The following is a 26,205-nucleotide window of genomic DNA, read 5'->3' as shown; positions in this document are numbered from 1 at the left end:
GATATAAAAGAAAAAAGCATCCAAGTAAATACCTGGATGCTTTTTTGAGCCTCTTGTCGGATTCGAACCAACGACCCCGAGATTACAAATCACGTGCTCTGGCCAACTGAGCTAAAGAGGCGGGTGGGTAAGCTTACTATATCGCACCGCTACAACCAACTACCTTTGCTGCGATCAAGCCCTGGAGGATTCGAAGGGAGCTGGCCGTATAGGACTTACCCGTTTTGCGGTTGCAAAGGTAGGCATTTTTATCAATTCTGCAATAGCTTCAGATAACTTTTTTACATAAAAGAAAGTAACACACTACATTTCAAGCAATTAAAAACCTAAAAAAATATTCGGAGAGCAACTTTTACTGCTTTATTAACTTTAACAACCATATTCCCTTTACCAACCGATATTATTTGTACCTTTGTGCGCAATTTATTAACGAAGATGACAGAGAACAGAAGCTATTTACAGAAATATGCCATGCACTTTGGCACGTATATGGGAATCTATTGGATATTGAAGTTCATTTTATTTCCGTTGGGATTCCACATCCCTTTCCTTTCGCTATTATTTGTAATTCTGACGTTGGCAGTGCCATTCATTGGCTATCACTACGTGAAGATGTATCGTGATAAAATATGCGGAGGAAGTATCCAATTCTCACATGCGGTTCTTTTTACCATATTCATGTACATGTTTGCTTCCTTATTGGTAGCCGTTGCACACTACGCTTATTTCCAGTTCATTGACCACGGTTTTATCATCAACTCCTATATCCAGTTATGGGACGAACTGATGACCAAAACACCCGCTTTGATGGAAAATCAAGAGATAATAAAAGAAACGATAGATACCGCCCGTTCACTTACGTCCATCAATATCACCATGCAACTCCTGTCATGGGACGTATTCTGGGGAAGTTTACTGGCCATTCCTACCGGATTGATGGTAATGAAGAAAGCACGACCGGAAAACAATACCCCGGTTTAATCATAATTCGTAATTCATAATTATAAAAAATGAATATATCAGTTGTAGTCCCATTATTCAATGAAGAAGAGTCACTGCCCGAACTCTACGCTTGGATAGAACGGGTAATGAAAGCCAACGGATTCTCATTCGAAGTGATTTTCGTTAACGACGGAAGTACAGACCGTTCATGGGAGGTGATAGAAAAACTCAAAGCCCAATCGGACTGCGTAAAAGGCATCAAGTTCCGCCGCAACTACGGTAAATCGCCCGCACTCTATTGCGGATTTGCAGAAGCACAAGGAGAGGTGGTGATCACAATGGATGCCGACTTACAGGACAGCCCGGACGAAATACCGGAATTATACCGGATGATTACGGAAGACGGATATGATCTGGTATCCGGATGGAAACAAAAAAGATATGATCCGCTATCCAAAACACTACCGACCAAGTTATTCAATGCTACCGCACGCAAAGTATCAGGCATTCCAAATTTGCACGACTTCAACTGCGGCCTGAAAGCCTACCGCAAAGATGTCGTGAAAAACATCGAAGTGTATGGCGAAATGCATCGTTATATCCCCTATCTGGCAAAGAATGCCGGATTCCAGAAGATAGGTGAGAAGGTGGTACACCACCAGGCACGTAAATATGGCTCTACCAAATTCGGATTCAACCGTTTCTTCAACGGATATCTGGATCTGATTTCTCTTTGGTTCCTTTCCAAATTCGGAGTGAAGCCGATGCACTTCTTCGGATTGCTGGGATCGCTCATGTTCTTTATCGGAATGATCTCCGTTATCATTGTTGGTGTAAGCAAACTGCATGCAATGTACAACGGTCTCCCCTACCGGCTTGTAACCGATTCCCCTTATTTCTACCTATCGCTTACGGCGATGATTATCGGTACACAGCTATTCCTTGCCGGATTCTTGGGAGAACTGATTTCACGTAATGCCCCCGAACGGAACAATTATCAGATAGAAAAGAAAATTTAATTCACGCCCAATAACCGAGATTATGAAGAATTTAATTCGTATCTTTTTAATATTAGTAATTGTTGGTGCAGGTATAAGCATCGGCAGTTCGTGTTCGGACGAAAATGATTGTTCATTGGCAGGACGTCCTATGATGTACTGCACATTGTATACTCTTGATGAAATAACCGATGACAGAGTAAAAGACACACTGGACTCATTGACTATTACAGCATTAGGGACAGATTCGATCATTCTCAACAACGAGAAAAATGTGCATACCCTGATGTTGCCGTTGCGATATACCAGTGATACGACTGTATTTGTTTTCCGTTACGATCCGAAACGCAGACCGAACGACGTTGATACATTATATATTGTACAACAAAACACACCTTACTTCCAGTCTATGGAATGTGGATACATGATGAAGCAAAACATTCTCGGCACTAGATTCGGAAATACCAGAAATAGCTCAGAAAGAATAGACTCACTTCGTATATTAAATAAAGAAGCCAATACAAATGAAATTCAGAATTTGGAAATATTCTATAAGTATCGCGACCGTACACCTCCTACGATTGAGTAGTGTGTTGCTCCTACTTTGTATTGGACTACCGTCAATTGCACAACAGCAACAACAACGACCGGCTCCCGTACAGAAAAGAGACCAGAAGAAGAAAGAGGTTGTAGTCGACACTATCCCGTTTTATAATGGGACGTATGTCGGCGTGGACTTATATGGCATCGGAAGTAAGATGTTAGGCGGCGACTTTATGAGCTCCGAAGTCAGCATAGGTGTCAATCTTAAAAACAAATTCATCCCAACTATCGAGTTTGGTATGGGAGGAACAGATACATGGAATGAAACGGGAATACACTACAAAAGCAAGGCTGCCCCATTCTTCCGGATCGGCGTGGACTATAACACGATGGCAAAGAAAAAAGAAAAGAACAGCTATCTGTATGTAGGTCTTCGCTATGCGTTCAGTTCATTCAAATATGATGTGTCTACCATGCCGGTTGATGACCCGATTTGGGGAGGAAGTATCGGAAATCCAAGTCTGGAAGACGACTATTGGGGAGGAAGCATTCCTTTCAGTCATTTGGGGATGAAGGGGTCTATGCAGTGGTTCGAATTAGTGGTAGGCGTCAAAGTACGCATTTATAAGAATTTCAATATGGGCTGGTCTGTACGCATGAAATACAAGACAAATGCTTCGACCAATGAATACGCCAACCCTTGGTATGTACCCGGCTACGGAAAATTTAAATCAAATAACATGGGAATTACCTATTCCCTCATTTACAAATTACCTCTTTAAAGAATAATGACAGGACTAGAAATTTGGCTGCTTGCAATAGGTTTGGCGATGGATTGTTTCGCTGTTTCAATTGCAAGCGGTATTATTTTGAAACGTACTCAATGGAGACCGATGCTGGTCATGGCTCTGGCATTCGGGCTTTTTCAGGCTCTCATGCCTTTTATCGGATGGATGTTTGCAAAAAGTTTCAGTCACCTAATAGAAAGTATAGACCATTGGATTGCTTTCGCTATTCTTGCCTTTCTGGGCGGTCGCATGATTCTTGAATCTTTTAAAGACGAGGAGTGTCGCCAGACATTTAATCCGGCAAGTCCGAAAGTTGTGTTTACGATGGCAATAGCGACAAGCATCGATGCTCTGGCCATAGGTATCTCCTTTGCCTTTCTCGGCATCAACGACTATACTGAAATCCTCTCCCCCATCCTTATCATCGGATTCGTCTCATTTGTCATGTCACTGATCGGCCTTTTCTTCGGCATCAAATGTGGCTGCGGATGTGCACGGAAATTAAAAGCAGAATTATGGGGCGGCATCATTCTGGTAGTTATCGGATTAAAAATATTGATAGAACATTTATTCTTCCAATCATAGAAACTTGTTCCTCCAATTATAGAAAAAAGAAAAGTGTATGAAAACAAAAAAGAGCTTCCTTTGGCTGGCTTTCCTGATCCTGGCAACAATCTGGATATTAGCCAGGCGTAATCAAAAGACTGATTTTAACACTGCCAGCGGTTTTGTCTTTGGAACAGTATATAAAATTACATACCAGTGTAAAGACGACCTGAAACCGGAGATAGAAGCGGAACTGAAACGTTTTGATCAGTCTCTGTCACCGTTCAATGACAGTTCTGTCATCAGTCGTGTCAATCGTAATGAAGAGCTGGTAACAGACAGCTTCTTCCAGACTTGCTTCAATCGCTCTATGGAAATCTCCCGCGAAACGGAAGGAGCTTTCGACATTACAGTAGCACCTCTTGCCAATGCCTGGGGGTTCGGATTTAAGAAAGGAACTTTCCCGGATTCATTGATGATAGACAGTCTGTTACAATTCACCGGCTACGAAAAGGTTAAGTTAGAGAACGGCAAGGTTATCAAGCAAGACCCACGTACGATGCTCAGTTGCAGTGCTGTGGCAAAAGGATATTCTGTAGATGTAGTAGCACATCTGCTTGACCGGAAGGGTATCAAAAACTATATGGTCGACATAGGTGGAGAAGTAGTGGTAAAGGGTAAGAATGCGACAGGAGACCTGTGGCGCATCGGTATCAACAAGCCTTACGACGACTCACTGGCCGTGAAGCAAGATATACAGACTATACTCAACCTGACAGATGTGGGTATGGCTACTTCGGGAAACTACCGCAACTATTATTATAAGGATGGCAAAAAGTATGCTCATACAATCGACCCCAGAACAGGATATCCGGTACAACACAGCATTCTATCTTCTACAGTGGTTGCAGAAGACTGTATGACAGCCGATGCTTTGGCTACCTCTTTCATGGTGATGGGGCTGGAAGAAGCGGAGAAATTCTGTAAAGCAAATCCAATGATTGACGCTTACTTTATATATAGCGGTGAAAACGGAGAATTTAAAACTTACTATACGGATGGTATGAAACGATACTTCAAATAGAGCATTCTTTTACTTCTGAGTAAGACTCCCATGCAAAATAAATCAAACTTGTATTAGAGTACTTCCCGATAAGTACAAGACTTGCTTGTGACAAATACTTAAGTGGTCCGGTTCTTGTACAACGTTTGGGTCGAAGATGTACAACATTGGAATGAAAGATGCAGTACCTTTACTCCACACACTATTACAGAGTACTCACCGCCTTCAGCCCTTTCAGTTTCGCTCGCAAACGCCCTTGCAGAAGGGGATACCGGCTGAAGGCACTATTTTGCAACTTGTCTCTGATAAGCTCAGGGAGGGGGGGGCAGTAGTTTCAGCCCTTTCAGCCTTGATCCTACATAAATTCTTTGTTTGTTTTGCCTATGGTTACTCTACCTGCGAGTGATCGTTACTTTATATACGGGCTGCACTCCGCAAGACCCGAGGTGAATCTCACTCACCACCGAGATGAAGGATACTCACCTCCGAGGTAAAAGTGGATGGTATACTAGCTTATTTTAAATGAATAAACCGATCTATAGCTCAGAAAAAACTGAGGTTCCATTTGCCTCAAACAGAGATTTTGTTTATCCTCAATAGAGCCTCTGTTTGAAGTAAATACAGGCTCTATTGAATCAGATATTATTAGCTTCCGAATTTATGGTCTTCCCGACTGAAAGGGCTGAAACCACTGCCCCCTCCCAAAGTTTATCAGGGACAGGTTGCAAAATAGTGCCTTCAGCCGGCATCCCCTTCTGCAAGGGCGTTTGCGAGCGAAACTGAAAAGGCTGAACGCGGAGTGTCAGTTCTTTGTTAGGGAGGTAGGATTTTGTCTCTTTTGGCGTAATAATGAAGAAAAATGAGAGCCGGTGTCATTCTGCGCTGCGAAGGAGAATTCACTGTAAATCTCTAAATACAAACGACATAGTTTTATGCGGAAGAAGTGGATCGTATTAAGCATAAATCATTTGTACTACCTGTAAACAAGAAAAGCCCGGAAAAGATTTGCATCGCCAACAGAAAAAGTATACTTTTGTAAAGTTCTAATTGTGCATTTGAGATAATGCCATGGAACATACATATTGAGAGACGTTTTCATGCGTTCATCTTCGACCTTTTGAATCTCGCAAATCCAAAACTCAGAGAAGATAAGGCAACAAAGGCGTCTACGTGGTATGATTGTATCATTTTATACTTGTCAATGAACAATTGACAAGAGGAAGTGTATATCATACAGGCGTGGGCTAACTGGCGTTGTATCAGCGTCGTACATTGAAAGACGATATTTCTTATTTGTTACCTACTTGATTATCAGCAGGTACAGGAAAACTCAAACGTAAGCATCATTTTATTGGGTGACAAGAAAGAACCAACAAAATGAAAAACAAATCTTGTGCAACAAATTTTGCTACCCAACAACCATTTTCCCTGTTACTTTTACTTCAAGAACCATTTTTACTGGCGGAAAGAAAAAAGATGTGTTACTTGTCTATGGCTGCCAACCAAAGCCAATACACAAATATAAATTCATTCATCTTAGGATATATATACTAATGGATTGGATGAACTGAACGAATTGCGGAGCGATAGCCCAATCGTGCCATGTGCAGTATTGGGTTGTCGCTCTCTTTCTTTCCGCCAGTAAGAACTCTTGTATGATTTCTGTTACTTTCCACTTGTAATCGCTTGTTTCAAGTCGTTCTTGTCTCTTTTTATCCTCATATCTCAACTTTTCTAATTGTTACTCCGTTACCTGAATCTTCATCACCATTTCTGGGCTTTGATAAATTTGGTTGCAAAGGTAATGTCTGTACCCATATTCCTTGCAAGGTCAGTGCCTATGGTCTCTTGCTAAAATCTCCACCTTGCAGGTTGTATTTTAGCAGAGAACCTTGCAGGAAAAGCACAGACACCTTTTGAGGCAACAAAATTTAAATCAATCCCGAAATTGCAGATGCAAAATTAGGGAATAAAAAAATGAAGACTTATGGCAAACATTTGTGACACTCAGTACAAGGTGATGGGCGAACGCAAGGCGGTAGCCGACCTTTGGAACACGCTCCAAACAATGGAGGTGAACACCAAGAACGTACATCTCTACAAGTTGGCGGAACACTATGGCATCGACTATGAGAAGATGGGCATATCGGTAAGAGGATATATCTATTGGGCAGAGTTTGAGGCTGACGAGGACATCTGCTTGGTGTCCTTTGACACCGAAAGTGCATGGTCTGCCTGTGAGGAGTTCTTTGATGAACTGAACAAAGTTCTTGGTGGAGAACTTTCCGTCAGTTATCGTGAGATAGAATGTGGATGCGACATTTTCTATGTCCATGACGAGCAAGGCTTCTTCCCAGAGGAATGCTGTGTGAGTTCTTCGGGTGAGCCTTTCGAGGATGCTTGTGAGGACATCTTTGACACTTGCCAAGATGCTATTGCCAAGTGGTGTGAGAAGATGGGTATATCGCAAGGTGACAGAACCGAAGATGAAATGGTGGACTTCATCAACGGCTATGAGTATGAGAACGAGGACACCTATTATTATATAAACAAGTTCACGTTTGACTGATGGAAAGATTTGAGACGATAGAGAAAATCCCCACATGGGCATTATGCTACATCATCAATGGCGACCCTACGGGATTGAGTGATGAAGACATCAAGATGGTTGATGGCTTCATGCAGAAATGGCAAGTGGAGATTGTTTCTCCACTCAGCCAAGATGGAAACGCATCATTCTCACACTATCCTGCCTTTGGACTACCTGCCGAGGTTGAGGATTGCAAGGTGATTTATCATTCGGAGAACCCACAAACTTTATAGAGCTATGTTTGAATACGAAGAATTGACCGACATTATCGGTTGCAGTTGCACACTGCTGATACCCTACAGAGGACGCACAGAAGGTTTCGTGGTTGCAGACTATGGTGAGGACATCGTAGTGAAATTGCGCAATGGCAAGGAAATTGTAGAAAGACGTGATGACGTTCTTGTCTATGACTGACGAAAAGGATGCTTGGTGAAGGTTATACTCGCCAGGCATCTTTTTTCTTTCCGCCAGTAAAAGCCCTTTTGTATGTAACGGCAAACTCCCTTCATCGTTTACCGATAAACTTTTATATGGCTATGCTTTGATGGTTGTATTCGCCAAATGGCGACCTGCCTCTTTGTATGAGATAAAATCTGCGACTACGCCTTTCTTGGAGCTTTTCGTGCAATGAAGCCTTTTGTCTGAGGATGGATCTTGTTTGCAGCATTGCGATTGTAGTTGGTTGCTCATGCTTACCTTCCTCTACAAATAGGAGTAGCCTTCGAAGCTGGTTTTCCTTCTGCTTGTCTTGGTCAATATGCTCATGCGACCACCCTCCATGCGGAAAAGTATATTGCCTGTTGGTTTACCATTGTTTATGACGGCACACGCCATGGAAACGTGTTTTGCATTGGTGATGGTTGCAGCAAATGATTGAGCCATACGATGCTGTTACGGTGTTCTTGCGTCCTTTTCTGAATTACCGATTTTTTGAAGCCACTATTTTTCCTATGCAAAGGTAGCGTGATGCTTCGACAGATGGAATCCGTCTTGTGCGGTCGCTTCGCTGTGACCAATAAAATAGCCGATAATCTTCCTTTTTCTCCTCACCGCCAACAGAAAACGAGTATTATAGTCGATTTTCATGGTGCTGCCCTCATGTGCCACATCCCTGCTCTTGGATTGCATGTAAAAATTAAGTTTCACTTCAAAAAGTAATTCTATATGAAAAAGATCGAGAACACTTTCGTAGTAACAGGATTCGTAGGCAACAACGCAGAAATCCGTCAGTTCACCAACGCTTCTGTAGCACGTTTCTCATTGGCAGTCAGCCGTCAGGAGAAGAATGGTGAGGAAACCAATAGAGTATCAGCTTTCATGAACATGGAGGCATGGCGCAAGAACGAGCATGTTGACTCTTTCGACAAGCTGCAGAAGGGAACCATGCTCACCGTCGAGGGCTACTTCAAACCAGACGAGTGGGTTGATCAGCAAGGCACCAAGCACAACCGCATCGTCTTCATCGCAAACAAGTTCTATCCTACACCAGACAAGGAGGAAACTCCAGCGGCAGAGCCTGAAAAGCCTACCAAGAAAGGCAAGAAATAGGATTTCTTCATTCTCTCCAATAAACAAAGCGGCTTCGGTCGCTTTTGTTTTGCTCATACAACCATGTTTTCTTTTATACCCACTATTAGCAAGTTTACTCTTATAACCGCATGCGTACTGCTATTATAAGCGTCAAGCCGTCTTCCCTTTTTATTACTTTGTCCCACCCATCTGCGAAACCGCACCAACAGTTCGTCAAAGCGACATTCTTTATTTATCGGGAGTAATATCCCGAAAGATGAAGAATGACCATTGGCCGAAGGACAAGCACGAACAGAATGGCATTGGCTAACGGCATCCGTGACGCAACCGTCACTTACATGCTGTCTACCAATGCCACCCCTTTCGTTAAGTTGCTTGTCTGGCTGTTGCGCAGTTTCACTCCCACCCATATCTTTTATATTCGCTTCTCGTCTTCCTTTTATAATCCATGGTTTACCCTTTTTATAGCCGTCACAAAGATTTCATGCCAAAAGGCTCCTTGACTGTGGCGACCAACTGTCGCTACTGCAATAAGCCACATGGCATGAAGGCTGGAGCGGAAACACACTCGGCATAGATGCCAAGAGAGTTTCCCAATTACTCCTGCCGCATCTTTGTTCCATTCTCTTTTATAAACGACAGGTCGTCTTTCCATTTTTATTACTTTGTCCCACCCATCTGCGAAACCGTACCAACAGTTCGTCAAAGCGACATTCTTCATTTATCGGGAGCAACATCCCGAAAGATGAAGAATGACCATTTGCCGAAGGACAAGCACGAACAGAATGGCATTGGCTAACGGCATCCGTGACGCAACTGTCACTTACATGCTGTCTACCAATGCCACCCCTTTCGTTAAGTTGCTTGTCTGGCTGTTGCGCAGTTTCACTCCCACCCATATCTTTTATATTCGCTTCTCGTCTTCCTTTTATAATCCATGGTTTACCCTTTTTATAGCCGTCACAAAGATTTCATGCCAAAAGGCTCCTTGACTGTGGTGACCAACTGTCGCTACTGCAATAAGCCACATGGCATGAAGGCTGGAGCGGAAACACACTCGGCATGGATGCCAAGAGAGTTTCCCAATTACTCCTGCCGCATCTTTGTTCCGTCCTTCTGTTATAATCGGCAAGCCATTCTCTCTTTATAGCACTTCGTCCCTCCCTTGCGGAATTGCACCAATGGCGCAGTTCCACACCCACCCTTTTCTTGTTGTAATCTTATGTAGTAGCACTTATAGCCATTTCATTTCGTCCATCGTCTTTGCCGTTTCGGATATTTTCCGCAAAGGTACCAGTTGCGTGGCAAATGCCAAATTGGGCATCATGGATGCTTTTCAAAAAATCTTCCTCTATGTGCCTTGCATATAGAGCGTATTTTTCACTTCCGATTTGTCTTTTTGCCTTCCAACTCCTTTGCGTGGCGGAAAAATATCCCTTGGGCAAGCCGAAAGGCTTCCGAAAATAGGGAAAATAAATAATCGAGTTTAACGCAAATAATTTTTCCGACTATGGCAAGAATGATAGACGACAACATCAAGAGACAGCTGAGCAAGAGGATGGATTTCTTCTTGAAGTATTTTCCTGTGAGGGTTCGCAATGTGGGCGAGGACGCAGTGGCTGCACGCCAACTGATTTGGGCGTTCAAGGATGCAAGGGACAACGCTTTTGAGAAGGTGGCGCAAATGACCGCAGCACATCTTATCAAAGTTTGTGGTGAGAAGATAAAGGACATCGTGTTTGTATGTGTGCCAGCCAGCACCCAAGCCAAGAACGAGAGTAGATACATGGCTTTCTGTAATCGTGTGAGCGAGCTTTGTGGCATCATCAACGGCTATTCGCACATATCCGTTTCAGGCGACCGCTTGGCAGTACACGAGCACCGCCATGACAAGGAAAAGAGCATCACTAAGACACAAGTGATTGAGTTTGATGAAGCCTACTTCAAAGGCAAGGACATCTATGTTTTTGATGATGTGGTAACGACCGGCGCAAGCTATGCCATTTTTGCCAATCAGTTGGAAATGTTTGGCGGAAACGTGTTAGGCGGTCTTTTCTTGGGACGCACACACTATAAATATGCAAAGTGATATGGATAAGACAAAGTACATCAAAGCCAATTCCGTGGCTTTTTCGGGACATCGCACGATAGCAGAAGACCGCAAGGACGAGATAAGGAAGAAACTGAGGGGCAAGATAAGGCTGCTCTATGCTATGGGCATCACCAATTTCTATTGTGGCATGGCACTCGGTTTCGATATGTTGGCAGCCGAGGAGGTGATTTCATTGAAAGTGGAACTTCCCAATCTGAAACTTATTGCCGTCATTCCCTATGACGGTCAGAATGAGAGGTGGAGCGCAAGGGAGCAAGACCGCTATTGGGATATTCTTGACAAGGCGGACGATGCTATCCTGTTGAGTAAGCACTATTTCAATGGATGCTTGCTCAGACGAAATGATTATATGCTTTCTCATTCGTGCGGACTGATTGCTTTCTTCGACGGCAAGCCCAAGGGCGGCACGTTCTACACTTGCCGAAAAGCCAAGTCGATGGGGATGGACATCATCAATCTGTACAAGACACAAGTATAACAAACGAAAACTATAGCGTATGGACGACATCGTATCTTTGTTCGTGGTGTTCTTCGTGTTCAAGGCTTTAGGCGGAACGCTTAAAAGCCTTTTCCACGGAGACAAGCGAAATGATTTCAGAAGAGACAGATAAGGAATTGCCTTATCTGCCAAGTATTATGGGCAAGCCATACTGCAAGCATCAGTTGCAGTATGGCTCACCATTTATCTATATTGCACAAAAATCTAATTCGTCCAATAAGGATTTGTATGTTTTGCGAAACTTACTAATGGCAATATTTTTGATATTGCCTGGCTTGTTGCTTGTTATCAATTCATTCAGTAAAGCCGTGTCAGCTATGGCTGATTTCATTGCATCTACGCTCTTCTTATATCCGCATACCAATTTTGCGCCTGTAATAGACTTGAAGTGCTCAACTTCAGAGGTGTTAGCAAGTGTTTTACAGCAACTAAAGTGAACTATTTTATCACGGAAGAAATCCCCGGCTATATCTGCCAATTCTTGTAAATCAACATTTCCATTCTCTCCCTCTAAACTTATAGAATGAAACCAACCATGACAAGCTATATAAACAATGTCTATTTTATTCCATTCACGTTTGTTCCTGTTAAAATACTCTATATAGAGTTTCAAATCCTCTTTTGTCAAAATGTGCCTATAAATAGCATCGCATTTATGATATTCTTTCAACATTCTAAGAATAGGCTCGCTATTCAAATCAAAGCGTTCAGGCTTTTTGTGGGTATTGAATTTCCATTCTCCCTCAAAACAAAGTATATTCTTCATAAAATCACCTTTTATATTTCACTTTCATTCTTTGGTTTTCTCTTGCCAAGCGGTCCGCTGAACTTGCCACGGTTCAGCTTCACCCCATACTTGTTGAGTATGCGGAACACCGAGCTGCGGCTCCTGAAGCCGCTGACCTTCCAGATGTCATCGATAGTGTAGTTGTTGTTATACATATTGACGATATTCCTCTCACGGTCAATGCCTTTCTTTGGAGTTGAGCTCTTGGCAGGTTTGATACCCGACTTGATATATTCCACATGGGTAGCAGCCTTGCGCAAGGCAACGACCTCTTCGGACAACGAACCGAACATGAAAAGCACATCAGCTATTGATGTACTTGGGAACAACTCCCCCTTTGAGTCAATTTTATCCTGAATGGATATTATCCTTATCACCTTCACCCTGCAAAACTCCAGGAACATCGCCAATTCCCGAACACCACGCAGCGCATTGCTGAACTTCGAGATGACCAGTTCATCACCTCGTTCTAGACAATCCATGAGCTGCTTCCATTCCGGACGTGTCTTCTCTTGGCTTGCACTATCTTCTATGATACGGCAGCAGCCATACTTCTCCATCCAAGCCCGGTCAAAGGTGAATGTGTCATACTGCTCCGAGTTAAATATGTAACCTACTTTTGCCATAGCTATTATACACTGATTTGTAATTTGCTGACAAAGATACTTATATTCCATCAAAGTATAATCATACTCTGATAATTATTATAGTTAATTAAAGATTGATGTACTGCACTTTCTTGGATATATTATCATTTCATATCATACTATAAAGTATGAATGAGAATAAAACATAAAGTTTGATTTAGTTTGAATGAATACCCGATAAATAGTCGTAAATTTGCACTGTAAATTTCAAACAAAGTCCGAAATGGAAAGTATAAATATTATCATATCTGCGGCAAAAAGCCGATTGAGGGTGAAGTGCAAACAATCTTGCACTTCAAGTTTTCGCATATCATACTTTGAAGGTAGAAAGCATATGTCCATGTTGTCTGCCATCATACTTGCCATTCTTTTGCTGGCATCCTGTTCAAAAAATGCCAGTGAATCATCTTTCCATGATGCAAGGGAGGCATTGGATGCGCAAAAGGAGTTCCTTTCAAGAATGAAATCAGACAAGGATTTGTCTATGGAACACCTTGCCAACAAAATATCCAAATGGCGTACTTTAGAAGACTCAGTTTCTGTTTGTCTGATGCGAGACACCATCAAAAAGGCACATTCGTTTCCGATGGAAGAATTTTCCAATGTCCATGACTCCATCCGTGACGAGTTTATGCGCATAGCTACCGCCAAGCGAAGGACATTCAAGGATGTGCTCCTGTTGAAGATGAACGCCTCCCCTTATAAAAGTAAGAAGGAAACGGACAGCCTTTCCTTGGTGGCTTCAAAGTTTTTTGAGAGTATGGACACCATACCATTATATAAAGGTGACAAGACAAGGAACTTGACCACCTATCATTTCTTCTTGGAGAAGGTGAAGAAGGAAGGCATTGCCAACCAATCACAGTTCCTCGCCTTTCTGAAAACGGAGGATAGGCTGTTCAGAACATTTCTATCTCATCTATACGAGATGAGCGACGTGTCGGTTTCGCATATAACAAGTGGAACAGAAGATGTGTGCAAGATGATTGCTCAATCTTCAAGGAAAGGAAACTTACCGGCAAGGGATGCCGTGGCATATATGGCGGTTCGTACCAATCGAAGAATCATCGCCAATGCGCAGACTTGCGTTGCTAATATTAAGAGTGGAAAGGTTACTTCCGCTGAACAACGGACTGCCTATTTTTGGATGATACTGCAACCATTCCTGTCCATTGATGACTTCGGAATGGCGATGCTTTCAGAGAATCAGCGAAAGGATTTGGTGCAACTGTCAATAGATGCTTTAGGCACAATCGCCTGTCTTAGCCGTTCCTTGCAGATGGACAAGAATATGACAGACGGGTTACCAGATATGTTCATCAAGCTATACATTTCTTCATTATAAACACAATAGTTATGCTGCATAAATTTCTCAACGACTTCCTGGCACTTGCACCATTGCAGTTGCCAGAGCTTATCAACCAGGAGCGCATGGAACAGCCAGTCTATGAAGACGGCTATGTCCTGCTTGACTTCAAGTTGGAAAAGCCTTGTCCTCTCGAAGAGGTGATGAACCTGTTCGAAGACCAGATGGAACTGGTCATCCTTTACCACAAGGTGACTTCCATACATACAGAGTTCGGACAGTTCTGCTGTGCCTTCTCTAACCCTAATTTCGGGCGGATGTACAAGATGAATGCCAGTACGGATGCCAATGGAAATGTCCACTCCGTCATGGTGACAATCTATGAGTCCTTGGAGTTCATGTACGGTGACTTGTGCCACGACATGGAACTGCAAGCGAGGACAGGCTTCTTCAAGTACAAGCGTGACAAGGCGGACATGCTGATGTGTTTCATGTGACATTACGTTCCATTTATGAGCGACATGCAGCTTCAGAACATCGTGGACATCATCCACAAATGCCACACATGGATAGACGTTGGCAGTTCGTTCCATTGGAAAGACACCGCAGTTTCACGGCATGGCATGGTGCAGACCATCTGCTGTCGGTGTATTACCCTTCGGGCCTGTCATTCCAACAATGATTATGTCCGTGGGCAAGAGTGGCATATTCCTCTGCTTGACATTGACCGAAGTGTCAAGATTATTATGAGAAAGGATGCTGGTTTCAAGAAACGCCTTGCTTCAAATGCTTTGACAATGGCGGATGTCGAGCGACTTTTCATGGAAGTCACCTATGGAATTATTGAGTTGGAGCTATTCGAAGGTTATTGACCGTTTTACATTTTGATCTATGATATTCAAGATTATCTTTCTTTTCTTCCCTATGTTTCTTTTCTTGGCATCAACGATGTGCTACAGAAAGAACAATCGGATGATGCAGAGATTTTATCTCCGCATGGTGTTTTCGCATAATTTTCGAAAACTGTACACATTGCTGTTGCTGATGGCAATATTGGTGTTCAGTTTCGTGGCATATCAAGTACAGCCCAACGAGATTGGTGCTCATGTAACGGCACTGTTGGCATTGTTGCTGTTCAAGTTCTCCTATGCAGACAATCTGCTGCATAGGTTGCATGACAACAGGAAATCATGTGCCATCGCTTTTACAGCCTCATTGGTGTTCATGTTCACTCCCCATTTGTACACATTGGGGGTGATGGTAGGCTTGCTCTTGGTAGCATCCATCTACTATCCGTCCTCAAAGGTCATCTTCAAGGCACAATGTCCTGACAGTGGCAGACACTTGGCGCAATGTCCTGAGGACATCGTAAACTTCTACTTTTAGTCCTATCTTGGAATATGCCACTTGGTACTGGCACATTCCACAACACTCAGTCAAAAAATGAGAATCATTATTTCACAACATCAACAAGACATTTTCAATGAAACATATACCAAAGGAAAATATAAAGGTAAGTCTCTCTGTCGGCTTTCTGGCATCTCTCCAGGACCGACATAACGAGCGGTATTCCAAACACGAAGCGTTCTGCTATCTGTTGGACAAGGCTTGTGAACACTACATGCCGAAAGCCGTAAGCAAGGAAGTGGCAGGCGAATTGAAAGATTTTCAGTTTGTTACAACCAAAACTCAACTTGCGGAGGACTGGCATTGGCATCGTGCCACCGTGCGTCAGTTCCTCGAAAAATTAACGGAACATGGGCTGATACACTGCAAGGAGTTTGAAACGAAATACACCATCATCACGATGATTGGCATGAAGGACGGTAACGTTCCGACAATGCGAAATAGCATATTGGAACCAATCATCCGTTTCACAATGGACAGTTGGTTCAATGGCACTTCCACCACAGAAGAGACTGCCGTTGTCTGTGGTCAGATTGTAAAGGGTGCAGTAGCATTATCGCAAGAAAACAACTCTGCTTCTACATCATCAGACAACCAACTTTCATCTGATGATATTGCCACTTGCATGATTGGCAGACTTGTGGATTGTATGCCTCTTGTAGATGAGGAAGAACATAACAGACTTCAGCTGCGTAACGCAATCTTCAAGTTCTTCACTCGTGTTCTCAATCGAGACTGGCTCCAGTTGCTCCTTCTGATAAAGGAACTGCCCGACATCGCCAGTCATGGAAAGTCTGCTTCCGTCAAATTGAACACAGCTGAAGACATGAGCCTTTTCCAATCCCTGTGTTCCGCTTATAAGGCTTGCTGTCCTACCTCAACAGTTGAGACAGCTGCCAAGCCAGTTGTAACCGCCAAGGCGGACAACCATAAGTAGAGTTCATTCTGTTCCATTATAGCTGCCTTACGGACATTCTCCTTTTAAGACCTCACGGTTCGGTACTGGCATATCGCACTCGTCGTGGCTTGCCTTTTTTAGCGCATCGGGCTTGCCCGCTGTTCACGAATTTAGGGAGTGTGGTAACTCATTACCCCTACGACCTAAAAGTCCTCGGGAGAGTGTCCGCCAAGGCAGCAAGCTGGGACACTGTTTTTCTGACACATATAAGCATATCAGAGATATGGAAAGAATAGCAAAGCAGGTTTTGAACGTCAGGGGACGTAAGGGATGCGCTGCCGCTCTCAGCCGTGAATACCAACGCAACTGGAGCGACCGGGCTTGGCAGGTAGCTATTGCCAAGGGTAACTATGACCTCGGCAGACAGCATCTGAACTTCCAGATTTCCAAGGGAGGCAAGATAGCACCTATCGACAAGAGCAAGTCCATCCCACAGATGATGGCTGAGAACTTGGCTGCTCGTGGCATCAAGGACAAAAATGAGGGATTGACTGAGCCACGTTTCAGGACGGTGGCGGACTTCATCTTCAGCGGTTCGCAATGGAAGATGCGTGAGCTTGCCTTCGGTGACCAAGAGGTAGTCTTCAAGCCCGGCGACAACAAGGAGAATTATGCCGTCAAGCGTATGCCAGAGATTGAGCAATGGGCGACGGACATTTATAATTTTGTCGCAGGAAAGTATGGCGAGGAGAACATCGTTGCCTTCTATGTACACTTGGACGAGACTTCACCACATATCCATTGTGTTCTTCTGCCAATCAAGGACGGCAAGTTTGCCTTCAAGGAAATCTTCGCAGGTGCCAACAATCGGGAATATAGTCAACGAACATCACAACTTCATGACGAGTTGGCGATGGTCAATGAACCTTGGGGACTGGTGCGTGGAACGAGCCAAACGGAGACTCGGCAACGACACAGACCTACGGAGGAATACCGCAAGCACCTGTCCGAGGAATGTTCTTCAAAGGAAGAGGAACTGGACAACCTTAACAAGGCTGTAAGCGATCTTCGGGTGGAAATAGCACTGGCAGAACGTCGTGTAAAAGGTCTCTCTTCCATGGTGGAACATCTGGAAAAAGAGAGACATCAGAAGATGTTGGAGATTGACAAGCTGAAGGTGCTGATTGCAAACAAGGAGGGTGACAGTTCTATCTTGTCGCAGAAGTTGGAAAAATTGCAAAATGAGTTGGCTTCCGTTGATGAGAAACTGGCTGACAAGAAAGACAAGCTCGCTGTGGCTGACCAGCAGTTGGATGAGTTGAACAAGGACATGGAGTTTGTCAAGGAGCGGACAGAGACGCTTCGACAGGATGCCATGCAGTTCTCTCGTGAAGCTCAGACTGGTGCCGGCACACTTATCAAGACAGCGATGTTGGAAAGCATGGTCACTGACTACCGTTCCAAAATGGCATCGTTGCCACCTGAAATCAAAGTAGCATTTGACGGTTCGCCATTGGAAACCATAGCCGAGCACACTGCCGAAATTCTTCATTGTGCCACCTTATTATACCTTGGCTACATCGACCAAGCCACGACATTTGCCGAAGGGCAAGGTGGCGGAGGCGGTGGCAGCAATGACATGAAATGGGGGCGCAACGATGACGAGGATGACAGGCGTTGGGCGCACCGCTGCCTTGCGATGGCAAACAGGATGATGCGACCGAAAGGCAGCAAGGGTAGAAAGCGTTAATAGAAAAAATAATCGACAAATTGAAATTCATGATTAGAAAAGCAATATTTATGATGGCATTGTGCCTATGCGGACAAATGCAAGTCAATGCAGAGACTATGGATGATGGCACGGATGATTTGGTGCTGTCTGGCATAAATGAGGATATGCTCCGACAGATTGAGCCTACATACCTCAAAGAAGTGGCAGTTCCTTCTGCATGGTCTTCCAACTGGTTCGTTGGTGTATCGGGTGGCACTTCCGCTTTTGTAGGAAAACCGCATGGTAAAGGAAACTTGTTCGACAGGATGAAACCTTCCCTGGCAATAAAGGCAGGAAAGTGGTTCACGCCAGAGATTGGTGGTCGGTTTAGTTTTCAAGGTTTTCAGTTCAAGGATGCCAGCAAGAATATCCGTGATTACAAGATGGTTCATGCAGATTTTCTTTGGAATGTGAACAGCAGCTTTGCCGCAAGTCATGCCACCACACAAAGATGGGGATTCATTCCGTATGTTGGTTGCGGTATTATCCATAACGAGGATAACGGCAAGAGTCCGTTTGTAATCAACTATGGATTGATTGGACAATATCGTTTGACAAAGCGTTTGGCGGTCAACATGGAATTGGGTGGCGCAACCACATTCCGTGACTTTGATGGTGTTGGCGCATCCAATAAGTTTAGTGACAATTTGTTCACCTTGTCTGCCGGACTGACTTTCAATATCGGGAAGGTCGGTTGGAAGAAGGTTGTAGATGCAGCTCCTTATATCAACCAGAACAAATGGCTGGCAGATTACACCAATGATTTGTTGGCTCGCAACCAAAAGTTAAGCAAAGCTCATGCGGAGGATGCCAATGCCATCGCTGAAATGAGAAAGATCTTGGAGATTGAAGGATTGCTGAAAGCCTATGCCGACCGCCTGACATATTATGCGGATAGTACGGAGTATCGCATCTACCCGAAAAATGACTACAGCGGTTTGAACTCGCTCCGTGCAAGATTGGCTCACAAGGATTGGAATGGCATGGGAAAACCAAAAACAAGCCGCTCTCTGGAGTATAGTTTCTCTGTTTCCGATTCTGTTTCTTGGAACAAATACGTTGCAGAAATGACAGGTGGAACCAAGTGCATCGGTTCGCCAGTTTTCTTCTTTTTTAAGATTGGAACCGCGCAGTTGGTTGACGTTTCACAGATGGCAAACTTGGATGAGCTTGCTCGTATAGCAAAGGCTTATCATCTCAAAATTTCCGTTGTTGGTGCTGCCGACAGTGCCACAGGAAACGATGGCATCAACAATCCTCTCAGCAAGTCAAGAGCGGATTATATCACGCAACAGCTTGTGGCAAGAGGCATTGGCAAGTCCATGATAATATCAAAAAGTAAGGGCGGCATTGATAAGTATTCACCAATTGCAGTCAACCGTCATACGGCTGTCAGACTATTTGCACAGTAAATGTGTTTTACTATCATTCATACGATAAGCGATAATCTGCAAAACAATGATTATCAAAAGAAAGAGTCCGTTCGTGATGAATGGGCTCTTTCTGCTATTGGTTGTTTTGTTCTTTCTCCTGTCGCAATATCTTGTTTATGACAGTGATGACTTGCTCTTGTATATAAGCTTTGAACATCGTGTCATCCTTTATGGCAAAGTCCAACTGTTCATATACTACAGTATTGACAGAACTTCTGAGTTGTTTTAACTTGTCATTTACTGGTATCTGTCGATGGGCTTGCCAATAGAACGTAACTTCATCTTGCACTATCGCTTTCAACACTATTTTCTGTTCACGGCTGAGTTTCTTGAAAGTCTTGTTTTCTCGTTCTTCGTTGTTGCCATATAAAATAGTATCGATATATTCATCGGCATCAACGATCTCAAACTCATTGTCCCCGAAAGGCAAGTCCAAAATCTTCTTGTTGCTTTTCATCATCTCACCCATGCACTCCTTACAGATGTGTTGGACATGACCTTTCCTCGAAAATGACTCGTTCGGCTTGTATTCACCACAAATCTTACAGTAATGTCCTTTATGCTTCTTCTTTGCCATATCTCTTATCTTATCAAGGGTTATGCAACTGTATGAGAATGCAGGATGCATCATCTTCCAAGTATTCTATACGACTTGGCAATTTGTTTTCTACTATAACAGAATCTATGCAATCCTTGGATTGATAAAATCCATCTGTACATAAAAACAACAAGTCCATGTCTGATATTTTTGTTTCTTGAATGGATATAGGGTTGCGGAAACCTCTTCCATTAACACAACGAGTCAGAAAGGTACAATTATCACCTTCCTTCTGGTGGTCTTCAGTAAGTTGATGTACACCTTTTTCTTTTTTGTAATATAGACGAACATTTCCTTGCCATGCGTAATTGGCAGTATCATCTTTTATGTATAAGACGGTAACTGCTGCTCCCATTTTGCAACAAAGAGCCTTGCATTTATCTGCAACTGCAATGTCTGCTTGTTCAAAAGCCTTTGCTAACAGCTCTCTTATATCCACAGAATTATGTTCTGCCAATATTTTATAAATACTTTGTGCAACAGTGGCAGCTGCGATCTCACCATATTGTAAGCCACCCATACCATCGGCAAGGATAGCGATGCAACTCCCATCTTGTAATTGTTTGCACAAGATAAAATCCTGGTTTGTATCACATAAGCCTTTTTGACTACAATAATTTATATCTATCATTATAAACCCCTTTCTTCTGTAGCAGAGCGAAATACTTCTGAAATGACTTGCCATGTTCTCCTTACTTGGTCATAATTCAAACCCGATTGTGAATTGAGAGTTTGGCTTATCAAATAGCTTCTCTCCTCCAACTGCAATTCCTCGTCAATTTTGTCTGCATAATATACAAGTTGGTCTCGGTTCAATAACTTTGCCAAATCGTTTGCCAGCCAATAGCCACCAGCCACATATTCGTCAAAATCTTCCCAATCATACACTTCCATATACGCTTCTCGATCCAAGTTTGCCATAAGGTAGTTGTCCAATATGAACGACATATCCTCTGCATCCTTGTTTGTGGTTAGATGTCTGTCCATCCAAGCATTGAACTTCAGCAAGAATAATCCATGCAAAGAAGCTATCTTTACAGTGAATCTGTCATCAATACTAACCGTTATAGCACCAGAAAGCACTTCGTCAAACCCTTTTACGGACATGGCAATTGTTTCTTCGGGTGGCCAATAGATGTTGTCATCTTCCTTGGCGACATATCCGTATGGAACAACATCTATCTCATAGTCACCATAATAGAAGCGTTGGTGTTTTGACTTGTCCTTCTCGAAACCATCCGCAATCAAACTATTTTTGATTTTGTCAAATTCCTGCCAGTTTGGAACAGCTATAGCTAGATCCAAGTCTCTTGTCTTTCTACGTGATGACGTGTTCAGCATCTGCTGCATGACTATATCTCTAGCGGTGGCTCCTATGATAAAGAAGTCGTGATCCATTCTACGGAAGCTATCTGTAAGTTTCTCCAACAAATCCACAAGAAATGGATTGTTTATCTTTTCACTCGAAATCTTTAAGCTCATTCTTTAATATGCGTTGCGCAGCCTCCAAGCAGCGACTATTGCCACTACCCATCAAGTCTGCATAGATTAATATAGCAGGAACAGTTCTGTTGTCTGTTTCCCAATTCCAAAATTTGTTGTACAGATGAATTTCCCCATTTGCATCTTGCTTGACGACACCTGTTCGTATAAGATGTGCTGCAGGTATTTCCGTGTATATGTCGAAAATTCCTGGTTGTAAGTAGCCATCCGTCAAGTTTGCGGCAGGTTCTCCTCCCCATGACATGCCCTTTGGCAATGCTATGTTTTTCCACTCATTTTTATTCGCTTCTGTTCGAAATGCCATTGCGCCTACCAGCAATTTGGGTTTCAATACTTCATTGTAATTGCTAACCCATAAGTCAAGCAGTTGTTTTTTGTCTTTTATTATGCGCCCGTTTTTAGTGTCACAAACAAAACCACGTCTTGCAAGTTCATCCAAAACGTTTTTTACGCTTCCCAAAGATACACCAATTTGCTCTTTTATCTCTCGATAAGGCTTCTTTATATTGTCTGCATCTTGCAACAGATAAAACACGACCTTCAATCCTGCATCTTGAAACACGGGATAGGTTTTCACCTTGGATTCTGTATTTTTCCTTCCTTGATTAAATATTTGGAAAATCAAGTTTCCTGCCTTTGTATATCTGACAAAGCAGTTTCCTGCACAGTCCAGATAGTTGATACCTCTGTTTGCCAATTCTGTTGATACCTGCGGCGTGACGTATTGCGTAACAAGCAAGATTTGCTGCTTGTCATTGTTCATCGTTTGCATAGTCGCTAATGTCGGATTTAATGTGGCCTTGGTTATGTTTTCCCTTACATGACACACAAAATCTATATTCATTATCTTAACAGTGACATCATTTTCATTGGTACAATTTACTTTGACGGCTGTTGTTGACACAACATCCCCCACAGGAAGGCTTGCTCTAAGAGCATCCAATGCTTGGTTTATTATGATATTGTTTGCCATCATTTTATGTTATTTGTTCAATATATCAGTTGTGTTCAATTTGATTGAACGTTGCAAAGATAATGAACAAAACTTAAACGAACGAACTTTTTGTTCAATATTTCATCTTGTTCAATACTATTTAACATAGTGCTAAGATTGAACAGGGATATTTTCAGAAATACAATTCCCGAAAAGTGACACAAATGACAAAAAACGGGAATGCACGAACTGTATATGCCGGTTCTAACAGATCTCTCTATTATCAAAAAGCGGTAATCTTACCAGTTTTAGTCACTACACATCTCCCATACACCTTCATCCTCCCTTGTTTTTCCTTAGCAAATTTAGTTCAGCCCACCAGACTGTCAAGTACCGCCTTGCTATTGGCTGGTTATTTCCTTAGCAGCCTTCCGCCAATCAAAGATTGGGGTATTCCAATGAAATAATCACCCAATTCCTTGCCTTGTCTGCCTCCATGTCCGAACTCTTGATTGCACGTAAAATCAATTCCCTCGATGAAGTCGTAAAGGCTTCGAGAATAGGGAAGAAAAAGAAGTTTCACAATTTAATCCGAACAGATATGAACGATATGATTAACGAAAGAGACAAGGAGTTTTCCAATGAGTTTTCACGCTTCGTGAACGGCAAGATGTGTTCCGCATCCAAGGTGGGTGCAGAGTTTGCCAATGACCACCGCTTTCTTGTAAACGAGAAGTTCAAGGTGATGATGGCTTTCATGGAGCAGTTGGCAATAAACTATCAGAAGGGCTATTATGACCTTCGCAATGAATGGGCTTGCACTTTGGCACATGCAGCCATTGAAGCCTTGCGTGAGCAGCAGCTCTACTATCCATCTTCATCAGAGTATTCACCCAATAAATAATGCAGTTATGACAAGCAGATTGATTACACCACAGTTGGCGGAGCAGTTCAAGCAATATCCGCTTTATTCACAGGACGGCAAGAAGAAGGATGCCATTTGCCAATGCGTCTTCTTCATCGGCAAAGTCCGTTGGTATGTATTGGAAGGTCAGCCGGAAGGCAATGACTTCACGCTGTTCTCTATCGTTGTCGGTCTTGCCGATACAGAATATGGCTATGCTTCCATCAAGGAAATGGAAAGTATCAGCGTGGATGTCGGACATAACCTTCCTAAGATACCGATATTGCAGGACAAGAGCTTCAAACCTTGCCCAATCGGAAACATTCCCGACGAGAGATTGCAGTCGTTTCTGTCTGACATGTATGACAGGGAAGAAGTTTAAACCATTCATCAGCCGTAGGCTTCTTGCCTATGGCTGCTAAAAATCAAACTATATGATACAGCAAAAGATAACGGAGATAGCCGAAATATTAGGATGGAGCGTTGATTTCTCCGAGCCACAAAATGGCAAGACAGATGTAAACTTCGCCAAATATACTTCCTATGGTCAAGATTTCAATTTCAGCGTGGAACTTGAAGACGATGATATGGAAGCCTTCATCGACAATATCCATGAGTATTATGAGAACTTTGATGTTGACGAGGAAGCGTACATTTGGATTGGCTCAGACGGTCACGGCAAAAATGGCGCACCTTACCACATTGCCGATATAGTCAAAGACATGGAGGAAGTCGAAGTCATGATGGCTGACCTTTATGAGGCATTCAGACAATATTATTCACAGTTGGAACTTCAAGCCGTATGACAATAGAACAATATCTTTACCGCCTATGTCGAAACATTCTCAATGAGCGTTTCGACTGGCGCAAATACCTTACCACCCGAAGCTATTTCGGCAGAGACCTTTGCGTCACTCCGCTCCATGTCTCCTATGGACAAATCGGCTATACCATCCATTTCCCTTACTCTCGTGACCCAATGCCCGAACTCGCATATGATTGGGAAATGGACGACCTCACCATCGATGAGAAAGATTGGCAGAAATGGCTATCACCCGAAGAAGATGATGAGGAGGAAGAATAAAACTCCCAAAACGAAAAATCCAAGATGCCTACACATTATTATATATGTGCGCATCTTGGATTTTTGCATGTTTGCCACAGATTGACTCGTTACCGACGGAACGCAGACCGTGCGACTTTTTCCTCTTCTACCTCAGTCTGCTCATTATCATTTGATGATGCAGATTGCTTCATGTCCTTCGCATCCTTGTTTTCTTCCGATACTGAAGCTGCAACATCCTCACTCTGTTGCTCCTTCATTTCCAAAGACACTTCGTCTATTCTCTGCGTGAGAATAGACGTTGCCTTTTTCACATCCATCAAGGTGGTCTTGATGAAACTTGGCGTCTCCTTCAGACTGCCGAGCCACGATTTCAGATAGGCGGCACTGTCTTCCTTCAGATTCTTGGTCATGCCATACTTCTGGCACACCAACGCACTGCCCAACTCTGCAACAAGTTCCTCCCTTGCATATTCATCTGAGCCAAAGCCCGATTGAGGATGCAAACGGTTCAACTGATTTTCCGCTCCTGTCGAGTGAACCATCTCATGAAACGCTGTTCCATACCACGACTCACCGTCTTTAAACTGTGCCTTCTCAGGAATGGTTATCTGGTTGCGGGAAATGGAGTAGAACGCATTGTCCTGGTGTTCGATATTGATGGGGCAAATCCATTTCTGCTCCTTGAACATCTGGTCAACAGCAGGAAATGAATACATGTCACCTTCCTTCACCAATGCCTTTTCTGGCTTGTTCTCTGCTTCCAACTTGGCATACAATTCAGGTCTTGCCTCCTTCAGATTGGTCTGTGCCACATTGAACACCTGGTACACATTCAACTTCGGATAGACATTATACTCCTTCTGCTCCTCAGCACTCATTCGCTTGTAGTCGTCATAGGGTATCTTTTCTTTTGTCTCCTTGTGTACAATGGTGAAACTTGTCAGCATCACGGGAAAACTCTTCTCTCCCTTATTGATGCCAACCTTGGGCAACGGCTCGCCATTGGCATCCACCATCTGCTTCTTGTTACCTTGCTTGTCGGTCTGATAGTTCAAACCCACTGCACGGTTAAAGGTGCAGAACACTGGCAACTCGTAGCCTTTCTTCTCGCAGAGCATGGTGAGCAACAAGGCATTCATGCCGTTATACTCCCTGCCAGACAGGTTCTTCGGCCAACTCAATGTACCTTCCGTAAACCAAGGCTTTTGCCATCCGTCATTGTTTCCCAACGACTCGATTTTCTCTATCATCATGTTGGCGAAGGTGTCCAAGGCTCTGTCCTCAGCATTCTTTCCATCGCCATTATTCTGTGGACTCTTATTGTAATATGCCATACTTG

General features: G+C 43.3%; 33 protein-coding genes, 1 tRNA gene and 1 pseudogene. 23 read left to right on the top strand and 12 right to left on the bottom strand.

Annotation, left to right across the window (positions count from 1 at the left end):
* Positions 1 to 47 precede the first annotated feature (47 nt).
* A tRNA-Thr gene (locus tag BLW31_RS19400) sits at positions 48 to 121 on the bottom strand.
* Positions 122 to 435: 314 nt separating this feature from the next.
* On the opposite strand from BLW31_RS19400, the gene BLW31_RS19390 reads away from it, so the two are divergent.
* The 9 genes from BLW31_RS19390 (at position 436) to BLW31_RS19345 (ending at position 7,884) form a co-directional block, all read left to right on the top strand.
* Positions 436 to 981: a DUF4199 domain-containing protein gene (locus BLW31_RS19390; RefSeq protein WP_010537216.1), complete on the top strand. Its 546-nt coding sequence runs from the start codon at positions 436 to 438 to the stop codon at positions 979 to 981.
* 29 nt (positions 982 to 1,010) lie between these two features.
* On the top strand, positions 1,011 to 1,961 hold the full coding sequence (locus BLW31_RS19385; protein ID WP_010537215.1) for a glycosyltransferase family 2 protein: 951 nt from the start codon (positions 1,011 to 1,013) through the stop codon (positions 1,959 to 1,961).
* A 22-nt stretch (positions 1,962 to 1,983) separates the two neighbouring features.
* Positions 1,984 to 2,529: a DUF6452 family protein gene (locus tag BLW31_RS19380; RefSeq protein WP_010537214.1), complete on the top strand. Its 546-nt coding sequence runs from the start codon at positions 1,984 to 1,986 to the stop codon at positions 2,527 to 2,529.
* Positions 2,465 to 3,265 carry a DUF6048 family protein gene (locus tag BLW31_RS19375; protein WP_032836846.1) on the top strand — a complete coding sequence of 267 codons (801 nt, stop codon included), beginning with the start codon at positions 2,465 to 2,467 and terminating at the stop codon, positions 3,263 to 3,265. Before BLW31_RS19380 ends, BLW31_RS19375 begins: the two co-directional genes overlap by 65 nt.
* A gap of 6 nt (positions 3,266 to 3,271) precedes the next feature.
* Complete coding sequence (locus tag BLW31_RS19370; RefSeq protein ID WP_010537212.1) at positions 3,272 to 3,856, top strand: manganese efflux pump MntP; 585 nt, start codon at positions 3,272 to 3,274, stop codon at positions 3,854 to 3,856.
* A gap of 37 nt (positions 3,857 to 3,893) precedes the next feature.
* A complete protein-coding gene (locus tag BLW31_RS19365; RefSeq protein ID WP_010537211.1) occupies positions 3,894 to 4,901 on the top strand; it encodes an FAD:protein FMN transferase in 1,008 nt (335 codons plus the stop codon).
* A gap of 1,966 nt (positions 4,902 to 6,867) precedes the next feature.
* Positions 6,868 to 7,449, top strand: a complete 582-nt coding sequence (locus BLW31_RS19355) for a hypothetical protein (protein WP_010537208.1) — start codon at positions 6,868 to 6,870, stop codon at positions 7,447 to 7,449.
* Positions 7,449 to 7,703, top strand: a complete 255-nt coding sequence (locus tag BLW31_RS19350) for a DUF6926 domain-containing protein (protein ID WP_010537207.1) — start codon at positions 7,449 to 7,451, stop codon at positions 7,701 to 7,703. Before BLW31_RS19355 ends, BLW31_RS19350 begins: the two co-directional genes overlap by 1 nt.
* Before the next feature lie 4 nt (positions 7,704 to 7,707).
* Positions 7,708 to 7,884, top strand: coding sequence for a hypothetical protein (locus BLW31_RS19345; RefSeq protein ID WP_010537206.1), 177 nt, complete (start codon positions 7,708 to 7,710; stop codon positions 7,882 to 7,884).
* Positions 7,885 to 8,172: 288 nt separating this feature from the next.
* On the opposite strand, the gene BLW31_RS19340 is transcribed toward BLW31_RS19345, so the two are convergent.
* Positions 8,173 to 8,352 carry a hypothetical protein gene (locus tag BLW31_RS19340; protein ID WP_074759647.1) on the bottom strand — a complete coding sequence of 60 codons (180 nt, stop codon included), beginning with the start codon at positions 8,350 to 8,352 and terminating at the stop codon, positions 8,173 to 8,175.
* Positions 8,353 to 8,418: 66 nt separating this feature from the next.
* Entirely contained in the window at positions 8,419 to 8,616 is a 198-nt protein-coding gene (locus BLW31_RS24190; protein ID WP_141565419.1) for a hypothetical protein, read from the bottom strand.
* A gap of 18 nt (positions 8,617 to 8,634) precedes the next feature.
* On the opposite strand from BLW31_RS24190, the gene BLW31_RS19330 reads away from it, so the two are divergent.
* Positions 8,635 to 9,018 carry a single-stranded DNA-binding protein gene (locus tag BLW31_RS19330; RefSeq protein WP_010537205.1) on the top strand — a complete coding sequence of 128 codons (384 nt, stop codon included), beginning with the start codon at positions 8,635 to 8,637 and terminating at the stop codon, positions 9,016 to 9,018.
* A gap of 53 nt (positions 9,019 to 9,071) precedes the next feature.
* Here BLW31_RS19330 and BLW31_RS24540 read toward each other — a convergent pair whose 3' ends face one another.
* Together BLW31_RS24540 and BLW31_RS24180 are read right to left on the bottom strand one after the other, a co-directional pair.
* The gene (locus BLW31_RS24540) at positions 9,072 to 9,410 is read right to left on the bottom strand and encodes a hypothetical protein (protein ID WP_010537204.1); all 339 of its coding nucleotides are present in this window, start codon (positions 9,408 to 9,410) and stop codon (positions 9,072 to 9,074) included.
* 219 nt (positions 9,411 to 9,629) lie between these two features.
* Positions 9,630 to 9,899: a hypothetical protein gene (locus BLW31_RS24180; RefSeq protein ID WP_141565418.1), complete on the bottom strand. Its 270-nt coding sequence runs from the start codon at positions 9,897 to 9,899 to the stop codon at positions 9,630 to 9,632.
* A 611-nt stretch (positions 9,900 to 10,510) separates the two neighbouring features.
* On the opposite strand from BLW31_RS24180, the gene BLW31_RS19305 reads away from it, so the two are divergent.
* Both BLW31_RS19305 and BLW31_RS19300 read left to right on the top strand, forming a co-directional pair.
* Positions 10,511 to 11,089, top strand: coding sequence for a ribonucleotide-diphosphate reductase subunit alpha (locus tag BLW31_RS19305; protein WP_010537201.1), 579 nt, complete (start codon positions 10,511 to 10,513; stop codon positions 11,087 to 11,089).
* Between the two features lies 1 nt (position 11,090).
* Entirely contained in the window at positions 11,091 to 11,591 is a 501-nt protein-coding gene (locus BLW31_RS19300) for an SLOG family protein (protein ID WP_029425422.1), read from the top strand.
* A 208-nt stretch (positions 11,592 to 11,799) separates the two neighbouring features.
* Here BLW31_RS19300 and BLW31_RS19295 read toward each other — a convergent pair whose 3' ends face one another.
* Both BLW31_RS19295 and BLW31_RS19290 read right to left on the bottom strand, forming a co-directional pair.
* Positions 11,800 to 12,378, bottom strand: coding sequence for a DUF6642 family protein (locus tag BLW31_RS19295; RefSeq protein ID WP_010537199.1), 579 nt, complete (start codon positions 12,376 to 12,378; stop codon positions 11,800 to 11,802).
* An 11-nt stretch (positions 12,379 to 12,389) separates the two neighbouring features.
* A complete protein-coding gene (locus BLW31_RS19290; protein ID WP_010537198.1) occupies positions 12,390 to 13,025 on the bottom strand; it encodes a recombinase family protein in 636 nt (211 codons plus the stop codon).
* Positions 13,026 to 13,269: 244 nt separating this feature from the next.
* Here BLW31_RS19290 and BLW31_RS19285 point away from each other — a divergent pair, with 244 nt between their 5' ends.
* The 7 genes from BLW31_RS19285 (at position 13,270) to BLW31_RS19255 (ending at position 19,840) form a co-directional block, all read left to right on the top strand.
* Positions 13,270 to 14,391 carry a hypothetical protein gene (locus BLW31_RS19285; protein ID WP_029425421.1) on the top strand — a complete coding sequence of 374 codons (1,122 nt, stop codon included), beginning with the start codon at positions 13,270 to 13,272 and terminating at the stop codon, positions 14,389 to 14,391.
* A gap of 11 nt (positions 14,392 to 14,402) precedes the next feature.
* Positions 14,403 to 14,849, top strand: a complete 447-nt coding sequence (locus tag BLW31_RS19280; RefSeq protein ID WP_010537196.1) for a hypothetical protein — start codon at positions 14,403 to 14,405, stop codon at positions 14,847 to 14,849.
* Positions 14,850 to 14,864: 15 nt separating this feature from the next.
* Positions 14,865 to 15,224 carry a hypothetical protein gene (locus BLW31_RS19275; RefSeq protein ID WP_141565416.1) on the top strand — a complete coding sequence of 120 codons (360 nt, stop codon included), beginning with the start codon at positions 14,865 to 14,867 and terminating at the stop codon, positions 15,222 to 15,224.
* 100 nt (positions 15,225 to 15,324) lie between these two features.
* A complete protein-coding gene (locus BLW31_RS19270) occupies positions 15,325 to 15,738 on the top strand; it encodes a hypothetical protein (protein WP_010537194.1) in 414 nt (137 codons plus the stop codon).
* A gap of 97 nt (positions 15,739 to 15,835) precedes the next feature.
* On the top strand, positions 15,836 to 16,696 hold the full coding sequence (locus tag BLW31_RS19265) for a hypothetical protein (RefSeq protein WP_010537193.1): 861 nt from the start codon (positions 15,836 to 15,838) through the stop codon (positions 16,694 to 16,696).
* 244 nt (positions 16,697 to 16,940) lie between these two features.
* Positions 16,941 to 18,407 (top strand): MobV family relaxase, encoded by a 1,467-nt coding sequence (gene mobV / locus BLW31_RS19260; RefSeq protein ID WP_010537192.1) that lies wholly within the window; start codon positions 16,941 to 16,943, stop codon positions 18,405 to 18,407.
* A 50-nt stretch (positions 18,408 to 18,457) separates the two neighbouring features.
* Entirely contained in the window at positions 18,458 to 19,840 is a 1,383-nt protein-coding gene (locus tag BLW31_RS19255) for an OmpA family protein (RefSeq protein WP_233424542.1), read from the top strand.
* Positions 19,841 to 19,934: 94 nt separating this feature from the next.
* Here the strand turns inward: BLW31_RS19255 and BLW31_RS19250 are convergent, their stop codons facing one another.
* Genes BLW31_RS19250 through BLW31_RS19235 form a run of 4 tightly spaced genes read right to left on the bottom strand, consistent with a single transcriptional unit; the run spans position 19,935 to position 22,938 of the window.
* Positions 19,935 to 20,438 (bottom strand): hypothetical protein, encoded by a 504-nt coding sequence (locus BLW31_RS19250; RefSeq protein ID WP_029425416.1) that lies wholly within the window; start codon positions 20,436 to 20,438, stop codon positions 19,935 to 19,937.
* A 13-nt stretch (positions 20,439 to 20,451) separates the two neighbouring features.
* Positions 20,452 to 21,090, bottom strand: coding sequence for a PP2C family protein-serine/threonine phosphatase (locus BLW31_RS19245; RefSeq protein ID WP_010537189.1), 639 nt, complete (start codon positions 21,088 to 21,090; stop codon positions 20,452 to 20,454).
* Positions 21,090 to 21,941 carry a nucleotidyl transferase AbiEii/AbiGii toxin family protein gene (locus BLW31_RS19240; RefSeq protein WP_010537188.1) on the bottom strand — a complete coding sequence of 284 codons (852 nt, stop codon included), beginning with the start codon at positions 21,939 to 21,941 and terminating at the stop codon, positions 21,090 to 21,092. Before BLW31_RS19240 ends, BLW31_RS19245 begins: the two co-directional genes overlap by 1 nt.
* On the bottom strand, positions 21,919 to 22,938 hold the full coding sequence (locus BLW31_RS19235) for a type IV toxin-antitoxin system AbiEi family antitoxin (protein WP_010537187.1): 1,020 nt from the start codon (positions 22,936 to 22,938) through the stop codon (positions 21,919 to 21,921). The genes BLW31_RS19240 and BLW31_RS19235 overlap by 23 nt, the downstream gene beginning before the upstream one ends.
* A 559-nt stretch (positions 22,939 to 23,497) precedes the next feature.
* On the opposite strand from BLW31_RS19235, the gene BLW31_RS19230 reads away from it, so the two are divergent.
* The 4 genes from BLW31_RS19230 to BLW31_RS19215 are packed head-to-tail and all read left to right on the top strand — an operon-like array spanning position 23,498 to position 24,884.
* Positions 23,498 to 23,800: a hypothetical protein gene (locus BLW31_RS19230; RefSeq protein ID WP_029425414.1), complete on the top strand. Its 303-nt coding sequence runs from the start codon at positions 23,498 to 23,500 to the stop codon at positions 23,798 to 23,800.
* A gap of 7 nt (positions 23,801 to 23,807) precedes the next feature.
* The gene (locus BLW31_RS19225; protein WP_010537185.1) at positions 23,808 to 24,182 is read left to right on the top strand and encodes a DUF2958 domain-containing protein; all 375 of its coding nucleotides are present in this window, start codon (positions 23,808 to 23,810) and stop codon (positions 24,180 to 24,182) included.
* A 52-nt stretch (positions 24,183 to 24,234) separates the two neighbouring features.
* Positions 24,235 to 24,606, top strand: a complete 372-nt coding sequence (locus BLW31_RS19220) for a hypothetical protein (protein WP_010537184.1) — start codon at positions 24,235 to 24,237, stop codon at positions 24,604 to 24,606.
* Positions 24,603 to 24,884 (top strand): hypothetical protein, encoded by a 282-nt coding sequence (locus BLW31_RS19215; protein WP_032836839.1) that lies wholly within the window; start codon positions 24,603 to 24,605, stop codon positions 24,882 to 24,884. Before BLW31_RS19220 ends, BLW31_RS19215 begins: the two co-directional genes overlap by 4 nt.
* A gap of 116 nt (positions 24,885 to 25,000) precedes the next feature.
* Here BLW31_RS19215 and BLW31_RS19210 read toward each other — a convergent pair.
* Positions 25,001 to 26,200: pseudogene (locus tag BLW31_RS19210) on the bottom strand (ArdC family protein); the annotation flags it as partial.
* Positions 26,201 to 26,205 lie beyond the last annotated feature (5 nt).

The organism is Bacteroides faecis MAJ27 (assembly GCF_900106755.1).
Lineage (GTDB): Bacteria > Bacteroidota > Bacteroidia > Bacteroidales > Bacteroidaceae > Bacteroides > Bacteroides faecis.
The sequence above is the reverse complement of the archived record's forward strand: the minus strand, read 5'-3'. Positions and strand labels throughout refer to the sequence as shown.